The sequence below is a fragment of the Morganella sp. HSTU-ASny43 genome, from assembly GCF_022819185.1.
In the GTDB taxonomy this organism is placed as follows: Bacteria; Pseudomonadota; Gammaproteobacteria; order Enterobacterales; family Enterobacteriaceae; genus Morganella; species Morganella morganii.
The window spans coordinates 1-12,554 of the sequence record NZ_WSPG01000036.1 but is presented as its reverse complement, the minus strand read 5'-3'; the positions used below and the strand labels follow the sequence as shown (position 1 = coordinate 12,554).

The following is a 12,554-nucleotide window of genomic DNA, read 5'->3' as shown; positions in this document are numbered from 1 at the left end:
CCGGCGATAAGAAAAAGAAATACAGCTGACATATCAGTGACGATAATGTTTATCCGTACACAGGATAGCAGAGAGCATTAATCTCTGCCGCTCTGATATTGTTATCAATAAAATAGTTAACTACTTAACAAAATGAATGCTGAAAATAGCATTTTTACTCTCACGTGGAGTGAAAATGTATTATCATGCTTATCTTTTTTAACTGAAGAAGGAGGTGTCTTAAACAGGCATGTAGTATATTAGTTTATCTTTTCAGTGATTATCATTATTTCACATGGCATATAAAACAGAATGCATATTGTTTTATTTATAATAAATAGTAGTCAGAGTGTAATGTAGTCGTCAGGAGGATTTGTGATTAAAAATATTCATCCTATTTCCAGCGTAATAGGCCAGGCTCTTAAAAATAAACGCCGACAGCTCGGGTTATCCGGTATTGAACTTTCAAAAATCTTAAGTATCAGTCAGCAACAGATCTCCCGTTATGAAAGAGGCGTGAATTGTTTTAACCTGGATATGCTTATGCGCTATTTTGCTGCTCTTCAAATGACACCAAACGATGTTAATAATTTATTCTCGGTATTAGGAAGCTATTACCATCATAAGGTCGGAGAGCATGAAGGAAGAATAGAACAATCGTACTATAATGATTACGGAAAATGATTTAAACAATAATAAAGTATATTTATACAGAAATAATGCATAAAACCATTATGATGGGGATATCGTCGGTACTTATTGATAAATTATTTTATCATCATTAACTCTGAAAATCCGGGACCGGGACATATTTATGTTTATGTCATATAAAAAATTTAATATGAAAAAAATAAGATTATATCTGCTGTTTTCCTTACCGTTTATTTTTCCGGTTTCAGTTGCAGTATCCTCTGCATCAAAACCGGTGGTCAGACAATCTGAGCCGGTAATATCGGAAACAATAGAGGGTATAGGGGCAGTTGTCGCCGTGTCTCCGGATGATCTCAGAAACCGCTTTTTATCCGGCAGACGGGGCATGCCGTTTCCGATGGATCTGACCACACTGCCGGAGCCTGCCGGAAAAGTGCCGCCCGGCAGCCGGATCCCGCACAGTGATGTGTTCAGTACATTACCGGCGGTTCCGGTGCAGCGCGATGAATCCGGTGATCAGTTTTACTCGGATGAGATCGCCGGTGCCTGGCAGGCATTCTTCGATAACAACGGGTACGATGTACAAACCGGATTCGGCGGTGACCTGGAAAAAGATCTGAAAAATAATCAAAAAAATAACTTATTAAATACCAGCAGTTATATGGTTATCTATGATGAGAAACCATAGGTTTATCTTATGCAGTTCTGTTCAGATGTATTTGTTGTCACTTTAAACCTGAACATCAGGAGGAACTATGATTTTTGATGATATGAAAACTGATTTGGCAAATATAATGAAAAAATTTGTTAAACAGGATTGTGATATTAAATATCACTATGACGGTGATAACGTCGTGTTTTATATCGATGAAGAGAATGGTGTGCATATCCAGATCAATATAAATTGTATCAGTGATGTGCCGGTATACCAGTAAGCATAAAGACGCTGAACGAATGAAAATACATTTGTATTTATACAGTCTCTGGTTTCTCTGGGGAGGAGTACTGATAGCGATTATCTCTTCCGGGAGAAAATTGTATTTTCATATGAGCATCTATTTTTTGCTTCTCTTTGTATTATTTTTCATCACAACAGGAAGGCGTTTTTTTATGGCATTATTCAGACAAGACGATAAAAAAGATAAAGCAGAACCCATGAAAGCGGAACCGGTAAAAGCAGAACCGGTAAAAAATGAACCAGCCGGTAAAAGTATTACTATTGTGGGAACCGGCTGTGAAATAACCGGCGATATGACTCCCGGGGGAAATATTGAAATATACGGGAAAGTGAAAGGGAATATCAATGCCGGGGCTTTTAAAGTTTCCGTTATGGAAAAAGGCGTTATTGAAGGTGATGTGACTGCGGAGCATGTTTCAATCAATGGTCTTATGATGGGCACCTGCTGTGCTAAAAATACGGAAATTTTACAAAAGGGCGAACTTAATGGTGTGTGCCGCGCTGAAGCATTTTCTATTATTACAGGCGGGCGTTTTACCGGCCAGTCCGAACCCTATAAGAGTAATAAAGTAAACCCTGATATCGTTGTTGCCGGTAAAGAAAAGACAATAAATCAAAAATAATCTTTACCCCGGCACACTGTTAACGGATAAAGGAAAAATGAAAATATATTCCCGGATTTTGATAGCGCTGCTTTTTATCCCGTTACTTTGTTCTGCGGGGACGCCGCCGCAAAATGTTGAGCTGCTGAGTATAAAAGCAGGGCAGGGAGAGACAAATGCTCAGTTTTTACTGGGAACGTTGTATCTCACCGGACGTTACGGTGTGAACAAAGATATTGAAAAGGGAAAGTATTATTTGCTTATTGCGGCCGGAAAAGGCGATTCAGATGCAAAACGTTTTTTGGCGCTTCAGTATTATAATGAAAAAAACTATTTTGCATTTCTTAATCTGTTTTCTGAGTATTGCCTGGATATTATTGAACAGAACCCTGACTGATAATAAACAGAGACTAAAAAGGCTTGTATTAACTGCAAGCCTTTTTTATTTATGAACCGGCATTCAGACTGGATTTTTTCTTGATTGAGCGGAATGCGCTCAGTTTGATATCACTGCATACCTTCCCGAGTTTTATCGTCAGGCTGTTTTTCATATAAATTTTAATATCATTGTCCATGATGCTTTCATTTTCCCGCAGGAAATTAAACTCATTCATCACTTCACTGTATTTTCCGGATAATACACGGTAATCATTGGCATTCGTTTTACGCAGCAGATACATATCATCAATACAGCTGTCGCTGGTGGAATTCTGTGCCGGAGCAGGGAGCAGTTTTACCGGCACGGCCGCAGGTTGCGCGGGCTGAGAGGCCATTTGCCGTGATGGGGTGGTACAGCCGGACAATGTGGTCAGTAATCCCGAAATCAGAATTAATGTTTTAAAACGCATGATAACTCCTCTGGCGGGTATATATTGTATCTGATTTTAAAAACAGAGAGGGCTATACATTAAAGTATGTCTGCGGTGTTTGTATATGAATAGAGTGTGACGAAATAAACATAATATTATCGTGTTTTTATTGGGTATTTTGGCAATAAATATACCAATGGTTATGTTTTTTATTATTAAATTTGTCGTAACGCAATATAAGCAATTCCTGGTGCAGAGGATATGATTACATACACGTTATAAGAGTGATAATAAGCATCATAGTATATATATAACCGGTATTTCCCTGCAGAGTAAATAAAAATATGTTCCCGCTGTGCTCTGTTATGTCGTGACAGGAAACAGTCTTTTCCAAAACGGAAAACGTCCTTTTACCAATCATCAGTAGGGTAAGGAAAAACAGATAGTTACAATCCCGCAGATGACTTTCTGACGGGGATAGTGTGATGCTTAAATATGTGATTTTCAGCTTCTGGATTGTGCTGATGTACCCGCTAGGGGTGGATTTGCATCTGACCGGTATTCCGCAGATTGCCGTGGATCTGAATGCCCCGGAAAGCTCGCTGCATACAGCATTCTCCATATATCTTGCCGGAATGGCGGCCATGATGCTGATTGCCGGATGGTGTGCTGACCATATCGGGCGCAGACCTGTGGCACTGGCTGGTGCCGTTATTTTTTGTCTGGCTTCGGTGGCTGCCGGGTCCGCTGTCACCACCGGGTTTTTCCTCGGCGCCCGTTTTGCCCAGGGCGCCGGTGCCGGGTTCTGCTATGTGGTGACGTTTGCCCTGCTGCGTGATGTCCTTCCCGGCCCGGCACGGACAAAAATCCTCTCTATGATGAACGGAATTACCTGTATTGCGCCGGTGCTGGCGCCGGTAATTGGTTTTCTTATCCTGCTGTATTTTCACTGGTCTGTGATGTTTTACTTTTCTGCGGGCTATGCATTGGTGAGCATTATTTTCTGTCTGTTCTTTATTAAAGAGACCCGGCCGGATAAACACACGGCGGAAACAGCGGCAGCAGCCGGAGACGAACAGCCGGAAGGTTTTCTGAATGCTTTTTTCCTGACACGACTGGTGATTTCCTGCCTGGGAATGGGCGTGATCCTGACTTATGTGAATGTATCGCCGATTATTCTGATGGGACAAATGCAATTTACATCCGGTCAGTTTTCAGCGGCGATGGCGTTGCTTGCCATGGTCAGCATGAGTGTCTCTTTTTCCATGCCGAAAATTATCGCTGCCTTCAGCAGTGATGCCATTTTATATACCGCGCTGGGCTTGTTCCTGCTCAATGCCGCGCTGCTGGGAATATTTTTGTCCGGTGCGGAATACACGCTGATACTGATTATTGTGTTTGGCTTGTGCGGTGCCGGCTTTTCACTGATGTTCGGGATTATCATGAGTCAGGCGCTGTCGCCGTTTGCAAAACGTGCCGGTGTGGCCAGTTCTGTGCTGGCCATTGCCCAACTGAGTTTTGCCTCACTCTATATCCGGCTGATGGCCGCCGCGGAAACCGGCGCGGTGGCAATGCTGCTGATTATTCTGCTGACAACCGCGTTGGCGGGTGCGATATTACTGAGACGATATCCTGTCAGCAGCGGAAACCGCCGGGCGCTTTATGAATAAATCACTGCACCGCCTCGATTTAAATCTGCTTATCATCCTCCAGTATCTGCTGGAAGAGCGGAGCGTGAGCCTGGTTGCGGCCCGGCTGGCAGTGACCCCTTCGGCGGTCAGTAAAGCGCTGACCAAACTGCGTACCTGGTTTGATGATCCGCTGTTTATCCGCAGTCCGCAGGGGTTAATACCGACACCGCTGATGCTGCGTCTCGAAGGCGTGCTGCCGGAATTTCTGCATACTGCCAAATCAGTGGCGGAGATCCGCGACAGCGATAACCCGAAAGGGGTTCAGTTCCGTCTGCTGATGGAAGAACCGCTGAACCTGATCATGCTGCATGATCTGGCGGTCACGATCCTGAATCACTATCCGGAGTCGGCGGTCAGTATCCGTGACTGGGATTATAACTCACTCAGTGAGGTGATTGCGGGAGAGGCGGATATCGGGCTGCTCGGGCGTGAAAGCTACCCGAAGTCGCGGGAGAGCATCAGCGCGATCCCGGATATTGTCAATTTTGATCTGCTGTTCACAGACAGGCCGCTGGCGTTTATCCGGCGCGGACATCCGCTGCTCAGTGAGGCGTGGACAATCAGTAATCTGATCAAATACCCGCATATCAGTACGGAATATGCTAACCGGATCCCGTGGGCGCTGGATGATTTGCTGCATGATCTCGGTTATTCGCGGCAGATCCGGCTCTCTTATTCTTCTTTTGAACAATCATTGCAGATGGCCGCGCATCCGGGACATGAACTGATCACCTGTGCACCGGGCTACTGCCGCCACTATGTGACGAAATTTCAGCTGGATCTGGAGTGCCGCCCGCTGCCGTTTGAGGAATCATTTTACCGGCAGCTGGATATTCCGTTTCTGATGCTCTGGCATAAACGCAACGCGCATAATCAGAAAACCCGCTGGCTGCGGGAACAAATCCGGCAGAGTGTGGCGGCGTTTACCGGAGAATAAAAAAAGGCATCCGCCCCCGGATGCCTTTGGGTACAACAACTGAACAGCGGACTATTCAGCGGTTCTGGTACTGGTGCGGATCAGGTAATCAAAGGCACTGAGTGATGCTTTGGCCCCTTCGCCTGCCGCGATAATAATTTGTTTGTACGGCACGGTGGTACAGTCACCGGCACCGAACACCCCTTTAATGCTGGTTTCGTTACGGGCATCGACCACAATCTCACCCATCGGGTTCAGATCCAGTGTTCCTTTCAGCCACTGCGTATTCGGCAGCAGGCCAATCTGAACGAAAATCCCGGCCAGTGTCAGTGTGTGAAGCTCACCGGATACGCGATCTTTGTACTGTAAACCGGTCACTTTGCTGCCGTCGCCGAGCACTTCGGTGGTTTGTGCATTCACAATGATATCCACGTTTGCCAGGCTGCGTAATTTCTGCTGTAACACCGCATCGGCTTTCAGTTCCGGGGCAAATTCCAGCAGGGTGACGTGTTCCACCACACCGGCCAGGTCGATAGCCGCTTCCGCGCCGGAGTTACCGCCGCCGATCACCGCCACAGATTTCCCTTTGAACAGCGGGCCGTCACAGTGCGGGCAGTAAGTTACCCCTTTGGTGCGGTATTCCTGTTCGCCCGGAACGCCCATGTTACGCCAGCGGGCACCGGTACTGATAATGACGCTGCGCGCTTTCAGAGTCGCACCGGACGCGGTCTGTAACTGATGCAGGCCGCCTTGTTCTGTGGCCGGGATCAGTGCGGTGATGCTCTGGTTATCAATCACATCTGCAGTGTAATCTTCCACATGCACTTTCAGTGCCGCCGCCAGTTTTGCGCCTTCGGTTTTCGGCACGGAGATATAGTTTTCAATATCCACGGTATCCAGCACCTGGCCGCCGAAACGCTCACCGATAAGTCCGGTACGGATCCCTTTACGGGCGGCATACACGGCAGCGGATGCCCCGGCAGGGCCGCTGCCGACAATCAGCACTTCATACGGCGCCTGCTGATTCAGCGCATCGGCTGCACGTTTACCGGCATTGCTGTCGACTTTATTGACGATTTCCGCCAGTGTCATACGGCCCTGACCGAACTCGCTGCCATTCAGGAAAACCGCCGGCACGCCCATGATATTGCGTTCGGAGATCTCATTCTGAAACAGACCGCCGTCAATGGCCGTGTGTGTGATATCCGGATTAAGCACCGCCATCAGATTCAGTGCCTGCACCACATCCGGGCAGTTATGGCATGACAGTGAATAGTAGGTCTCAAAATGGAATTCACCTTCCAGATTACGCACCTGATCCAGTAATTCCTGTGCTTCTTTCGACGGATGACCGCCGACTTGTAACAGTGCTAACACCAGTGAGGTGAATTCATGACCCAGCGGGGAGCCCGCAAAGCGGATACCCTGAGTCTGTCCCGGATTTACAATCAGGAATGACGGCTTACGTGCAGAAGCACTGTTATCTTCGCGAACGGTAACCTTCGGCGATAACTCAGCGATTTCCTGTAATAATGTCCTGATTTCACCGGACTTAGCACTGTCGTCAAGGGTTGATACCAGCTCAACCGGACGGGTTAATTTTTCGAGATACGCTTTAAGCTGCGCTTTCATTGTGTTATCGAGCATGATTATTCCCTTAAAAAATCGGGTGCAATGCACCCGATAACAGTAAATAAGAAAGAAGACGGAGAGGGGGTCTTAAATTTTACCGACCAGGTCCAGTGACGGAGACAGAGTCGCTTCACCTTCTTTCCATTTTGCAGGGCAGACTTCACCCGGATGGCTGGCAACATACTGAGCCGCTTTTACTTTACGCAGCAGGTCAGATGCGTCACGGCCGATACCTTCAGCGGTGATTTCAATCGCCTGGATGATACCCTGCGGGTCAACAACGAACGTACCGCGGTCAGCCAGACCTTCCAGTTCACGCATATTTTCGAAGTTACGGGTCAGTGCGCCGGTCGGGTCACCGATCATGGCATATTTGATTTTGCCGATGGTTTCTGAGCTGCTGTGCCATGCTTTGTGGGTGAAATGGGTGTCAGTGGAGACAGAGTAGATGTCCACGCCCATTTTCTGGAATTCGTCGTAATGGTCAGCCAGGTCGCCTAACTCAGTCGGGCAGACAAAGGTGAAGTCAGCAGGATAAAAGAAGAAAATGCTCCATTTGCCTTCGGTGTCTTTTTCGGTGACTTCGATGAATTCACCGTTTTTGAATGCCATGTTTTTGAAAGGTTTGATTGGGGTATTAATTAAAGACATAGATGATTCCTCCTGTTTCGTTGAAAATAACAATACGGGAAGCTACGCGGGGAAGCCAATGGCTTGCTGCTATCGATGTGATAGGTTTTATCTAACGATGGGTTTATTTTAATAGTTTACAGCGCCAAAACGGCAGATATTGCGCACGGACAATAAGATCGCATTCCTGTTTGAAAATGCATTCAATCAGGGGGATGATTGTTAAGATATGTATGAATAAAGATGAACAAAAAATTAGTGGCGTGATGACGTTTCAGCTTTCATTTTAAGGTCGCTGTGTTTATTATGCCCTCTTCTTTTTTTGACGGCGTAACTGGTTTTGGGCATTGGCCATAAGTAGACCAATCTGCTTTAACAGTCTTTTTTCAGTTACGGTTCTATCTGCATGACCTCCGGGATAGAGTGAATAGCATAAATGACTGAGACAACCTCTCTGACACCACTTGTCACCCTGAAAGGGCTGAGCAAAAGCTTTGATGACAAGAACATAATTAAGCATTTCGACCTCACAATTAATCATGGTGAGTTCGTCACCATTCTGGGTCCGTCCGGGTGCGGTAAAACCACGGTTTTACGGTTAATCGCCGGGCTTGAGGATGCGGATGAAGGCACTATTATGCTCGGCGACCAGGATATTACCCATATCCCCGCTGAACAGCGCCATATCAACACTGTTTTCCAGAGTTATGCCCTGTTTCCGCACATGACGGTCTTTGAAAACGTCGCGTTCGGGCTGCGCATGCAGAAAACCCCGGAAAATGAAATCACACAGCGCGTGGAAGAAGCCCTGAAAATGGTGCAGCTGGAAGATTTCGCCGGGCGCAAACCGGGTCACCTTTCCGGCGGACAACAGCAGCGTGTTGCCATTGCCCGTGCGGTGGTGAATAAACCGGAAGTGCTGCTGCTGGATGAATCCCTCTCCGCGCTGGATTACAAACTGCGCAAACAGATGCAGAGTGAACTGAAAGCCCTTCAGCGTCAGCTGGGGATCACGTTTGTGTTTGTCACCCATGACCAGGAAGAGGCGCTGACCATGTCTGACCGTATCATTGTGATGCGTGACGGCAGGATCGAGCAGGACGGCACACCGCGTGAAATCTACGAAGAGCCGAAAAACCTGTTTGTGGCGCAGTTTATCGGCGAGATAAATATCTTTGATGCGGATGTTCTGCACCGGATCGATGAACAGCGGATCCGCGCAAATGTCGAGGGGCACGAGTGTGATATTTACACCACCCTGGATGTCACACCGGGGCAGCGGGTGCATGTGCTGCTGCGTCCGGAGGATCTGCGCGTTGAAGAGATCCATGATAATGAGCCGATTGCCGGGCTTATCGGCTATGTCCGCGAGCGCAACTATAAAGGAATGACGCTGGACTCCGAAGTGGAGATGGAAAACGGCAAACGGGTGATGGTCAGTGAGTTCTTTAATGAGGATGATCCGGATGTGGATCACTCACTGAATCAGAAGATTGCGGTGACGTGGGTCGAAAGCTGGGAGGTGGTGCTGGGCGATGAAAATGACGCGTAAACCATTCCAGACTATCGTGATCACGGGGATTGTCGCCTGGTTACTGCTGTTTGTTTTCCTGCCCAATCTGATGATCATCGGCACCAGTTTCCTGACACGCAATGACGCGAATCTGGTCGATATGGTCTTTACCCTCGACAATTACCGCCGCTTGTTTGACCCGATGTACGCACAGGTAATGCTGCACTCGTTCAATATGGCGGTGATTGCCACGGTCTGCTGCCTGCTGATCGGCTATCCTTTTGCGGCGTTTATTGCAAGGATGCCGCAGAAGTACCGGCCACTGATGTTATTCCTGCTGATAGTTCCGTTCTGGACAAACTCGCTTATCCGCATTTACGGGCTGAAAATATTCCTCAGCACGCGCGGCTATATGAATGAGTTTTTATTATGGACCGGACTTATCGATAAACCCTTTAAGCTGATGTATACCTCTGAAGCGGTGGTGCTCGGGCTTATCTATATTCTGCTGCCGTTTATGGTGATGCCGCTTTACTCCAGTATTGAAAAGCTCGACAAATCTTATCTGGAAGCGGCGCGGGATCTGGGGGCAAATAAATGTCAGACCTTCTTCCGCATTATTCTGCCGCTGACCATGCCGGGTATTATCGCCGGTTGTCTGCTGGTACTGTTACCGGCGATGGGGCTGTTCTATGTGGCGGATCTGATGGGCGGGGCGAAAAACCTGCTGATTGGGAACGTGATAAAAAGCCAGTTCCTGAACATCCGTGACTGGCCGTTTGGCGCGGCAACCAGCATTTTCCTGACCGCAGCGATGGGGCTGCTGCTGTATGTCTATTACCGTGCGGCAAAAATGTTAAATAAGAAGGGTGAACTGGAATGATAGGACGCCTGTTACGCGGTGGTTTTATGACCATCATCTATGCTTATTTATACATCCCGATTGTCATTCTGATTGTGAACTCCTTTAACTCATCCCGTTTCGGGATCAACTGGCAGGGGTTCACGACTGACTGGTACAGCACACTGGTCAATAATGACAGCCTGTTGCAGGCGGCGGGTCATTCACTAACGATGGCGATTCTGTCTGCCACATTTGCCACGGTTATCGGTTCACTGACAGCGGTGGCACTGTACCGCTACCGGTTCAAAGGAAAACCGTTTGTCGGCGGCATGCTGTTTGTGGTGATGATGTCACCGGATATCGTGATGGCAATCTCCCTGTTGGTACTGTTTATGATCCTCGGGGTGTCGCTCGGTTTCTGGTCATTGTTGTTCTCGCACATTACCTTCTGCCTGCCGTTTGTGGTGGTCACGGTCTATTCGCGGCTGAAAGATTTTGACGTGAAAATGCTGGAAGCGGCACGGGATCTGGGCGCCGGGGAATTTACCATTCTGCGCAAGATTATTTTGCCGCTGGCGTTACCGGCGGTGATTGCGGGCTGGCTGCTGAGCTTTACCCTGTCGATGGATGACGTGGTGGTTTCCTCATTTGTTACCGGGCCGAGCTATGAAATTCTGCCGCTGAAAATCTATTCGATGGTAAAAGTCGGGGTTTCACCGGAAGTGAATGCGCTGGCCACGATTTTAATGGCACTTTCGCTGTTTATGGTCATCATCAGTCAGCTTGTGCTGCGTGACCGCTCACACAAACAGCAGTAACCTTTCTGTTACCGGCGCGGTCTTCAGCGGATCCGCCGGTTTATTTTGTGAATAATCCCGTATTGCCGCAGAATTTTCAATTCTGTTACCGTTTTATGACGTAATCGTTGCTTTACCCCCCGCTTTTCCGCTTTTATAATTGCTCTGCTTAATTAATAAAGGGGGCGTTACCGCCTGTGATATTCACTGATTAACCCGGGTTGAGGGAAACACTGAAATGAAAAAGTGGTCCTTACTGCTTGGTGCCGGTATTCTGGCAGCGGGCTTGAGTTCAGCATCAGCAGATGACAGTAAAACACTCTATTTCTATAACTGGACGGAATATGTTCCGCCGGGGTTATTAGAGCAGTTTACCAAAGAGACCGGAATCAAGGTGATTTACTCCACCTATGAATCCAACGAAAGCATGTACACCAAACTGAAGACCTACAAAGACGGGGCTTATGACCTGGTGGTGCCTTCAACCTATTTTGTCGCCAAAATGCGTCACGAGGGGATGCTGCAGAAGATCGATAAATCAAAGCTGAGTCACTTTGATAATCTGGATCCGAATCTGCTGCACAAACCGTTTGATCCTGAAAATGATTACTCGATCCCGTATATTTGGGGGGCAACTGCTATCGGGATTAACGGTGACGAGATAGATCCGTCATCTGTGACCTCCTGGGCCGATCTGTGGAAACCGGAGTACAAAAACAGCCTGCTGATGACCGATGATGCCCGCGAAGTGTTCCAGATTGCCCTGAGCAAACTGGGTTATTCAGCAAATACCACCGACCCGGCTGAAATTGAGCAGGCGTATAAAGAGCTGCAAAAACTGCGTCCGAATATTTTAGCGTTTAACTCCGATAACCCGGCCAACCCGTTTATGGAAGGGGAGGTGAATGTCGGGATGATCTGGAACGGCTCCGCTTATGTGGCGCGTCAGTCCGGCCTGAATATTGATGTTGTCTGGCCTGAGGAAGGCGGTATCTTCTGGATGGACAGTCTGGCTATCCCGGCTAATGCCAAAAATCCGGAAGGCGCACATAAGCTGATTGATTTCCTGCTGCGTCCGGAAATTGCGGCACAGGTCGCACAGACTATCGGGTATCCGACCCCGAACCTGGCGGCGAAAAAACTGCTCCCGGCTGAGATTGTGAATGACAAATCACTTTATCCGGATGAGGAAACTATCCGCAAAGGGCAGTGGCAGGATGATGTGGGTGACGCCAGCGTGCTTTATGAAAGCTATTATCAGAAGCTGAAAGCCGGTCGTTAATGTTACTGACGATAAAAAAAGCACCTTCGGGTGCTTTTTTTATGCCTGCAATAAAGTGACATAACCTAAATAGTTTCATTGCGATGATATATAAGCAGCTAAACAAAAATGTTTTTAATTATTAAACAGTGATTGAATCAATAAAGCGGTTTATAGAAAAACATAAATGACACCTGTCACATGTAGATTTGTAATCATTTCAACTAATTGTTTTAATTCAATTATTATCTAATACATTGATGTATAAGGG

General features: G+C 47.4%; 14 protein-coding genes. 11 read left to right on the top strand and 3 right to left on the bottom strand.

From position 1 onward, the window contains the following. The first annotated feature begins 354 nt into the window (after positions 1–354). The 5 genes from GN208_RS15950 to GN208_RS15930 all read left to right on the top strand — a co-directional run bounded on the left by GN208_RS15950 (position 355) and on the right by GN208_RS15930 (position 2,587). The gene (locus tag GN208_RS15950) at positions 355–663 is read left to right on the top strand and encodes a helix-turn-helix transcriptional regulator (RefSeq protein ID WP_004241177.1); all 309 of its coding nucleotides are present in this window, start codon (positions 355–357) and stop codon (positions 661–663) included. A gap of 352 nt (positions 664–1,015) precedes the next feature. Next, a complete protein-coding gene (locus GN208_RS15945) occupies positions 1,016–1,318 on the top strand; it encodes a hypothetical protein (RefSeq protein ID WP_225310128.1) in 303 nt (100 codons plus the stop codon). 67 nt (positions 1,319–1,385) lie between these two features. After that, the gene (locus tag GN208_RS15940) at positions 1,386–1,565 is read left to right on the top strand and encodes a hypothetical protein (RefSeq protein ID WP_004241178.1); all 180 of its coding nucleotides are present in this window, start codon (positions 1,386–1,388) and stop codon (positions 1,563–1,565) included. Between the two features lie 175 nt (positions 1,566–1,740). Further along, the gene (locus tag GN208_RS15935; protein ID WP_004234762.1) at positions 1,741–2,211 is read left to right on the top strand and encodes a polymer-forming cytoskeletal protein; all 471 of its coding nucleotides are present in this window, start codon (positions 1,741–1,743) and stop codon (positions 2,209–2,211) included. A 37-nt stretch (positions 2,212–2,248) separates the two neighbouring features. Next, the gene (locus GN208_RS15930) at positions 2,249–2,587 is read left to right on the top strand and encodes a sel1 repeat family protein (RefSeq protein ID WP_004234764.1); all 339 of its coding nucleotides are present in this window, start codon (positions 2,249–2,251) and stop codon (positions 2,585–2,587) included. 49 nt (positions 2,588–2,636) lie between these two features. On the opposite strand, the gene GN208_RS15925 is transcribed toward GN208_RS15930, so the two are convergent. After that, positions 2,637–3,038: a hypothetical protein gene (locus tag GN208_RS15925; RefSeq protein ID WP_004234767.1), complete on the bottom strand. Its 402-nt coding sequence runs from the start codon at positions 3,036–3,038 to the stop codon at positions 2,637–2,639. A gap of 446 nt (positions 3,039–3,484) precedes the next feature. On the opposite strand from GN208_RS15925, the gene GN208_RS15920 reads away from it, so the two are divergent. Both GN208_RS15920 and yidZ read left to right on the top strand, forming a co-directional pair. Next, positions 3,485–4,669: an MdtL family multidrug efflux MFS transporter gene (locus GN208_RS15920; protein WP_004234779.1), complete on the top strand. Its 1,185-nt coding sequence runs from the start codon at positions 3,485–3,487 to the stop codon at positions 4,667–4,669. After that, positions 4,662–5,627, top strand: a complete 966-nt coding sequence (gene yidZ, locus GN208_RS15915) for an HTH-type transcriptional regulator YidZ (RefSeq protein WP_004234780.1) — start codon at positions 4,662–4,664, stop codon at positions 5,625–5,627. The genes GN208_RS15920 and yidZ overlap by 8 nt, the downstream gene beginning before the upstream one ends. Before the next feature lie 51 nt (positions 5,628–5,678). On the opposite strand, the gene ahpF is transcribed toward yidZ, so the two are convergent. After that, positions 5,679–7,253 (bottom strand): alkyl hydroperoxide reductase subunit F, encoded by a 1,575-nt coding sequence (ahpF, locus tag GN208_RS15910; protein WP_036418089.1) that lies wholly within the window; start codon positions 7,251–7,253, stop codon positions 5,679–5,681. A 72-nt stretch (positions 7,254–7,325) separates the two neighbouring features. Then, positions 7,326–7,889 (bottom strand): alkyl hydroperoxide reductase subunit C, encoded by a 564-nt coding sequence (ahpC, locus tag GN208_RS15905; RefSeq protein ID WP_004234783.1) that lies wholly within the window; start codon positions 7,887–7,889, stop codon positions 7,326–7,328. Between the two features lie 415 nt (positions 7,890–8,304). On the opposite strand from ahpC, the gene potA reads away from it, so the two are divergent. From potA to potD, 4 genes are all read left to right on the top strand, one after another. Continuing rightward, the gene (gene potA / locus GN208_RS15900; RefSeq protein WP_004234784.1) at positions 8,305–9,420 is read left to right on the top strand and encodes a spermidine/putrescine ABC transporter ATP-binding protein PotA; all 1,116 of its coding nucleotides are present in this window, start codon (positions 8,305–8,307) and stop codon (positions 9,418–9,420) included. Next, positions 9,404–10,264: a spermidine/putrescine ABC transporter permease PotB gene (gene potB / locus GN208_RS15895; protein WP_004241187.1), complete on the top strand. Its 861-nt coding sequence runs from the start codon at positions 9,404–9,406 to the stop codon at positions 10,262–10,264. Before potA ends, potB begins: the two co-directional genes overlap by 17 nt. Beyond that, entirely contained in the window at positions 10,261–11,043 is a 783-nt protein-coding gene (potC, locus tag GN208_RS15890; protein WP_004234794.1) for a spermidine/putrescine ABC transporter permease PotC, read from the top strand. Before potB ends, potC begins: the two co-directional genes overlap by 4 nt. A gap of 217 nt (positions 11,044–11,260) precedes the next feature. Beyond that, a complete protein-coding gene (potD, locus tag GN208_RS15885) occupies positions 11,261–12,304 on the top strand; it encodes a spermidine/putrescine ABC transporter substrate-binding protein PotD (protein ID WP_004234795.1) in 1,044 nt (347 codons plus the stop codon). The last annotated feature ends 250 nt before the right edge of the window (positions 12,305–12,554 follow it).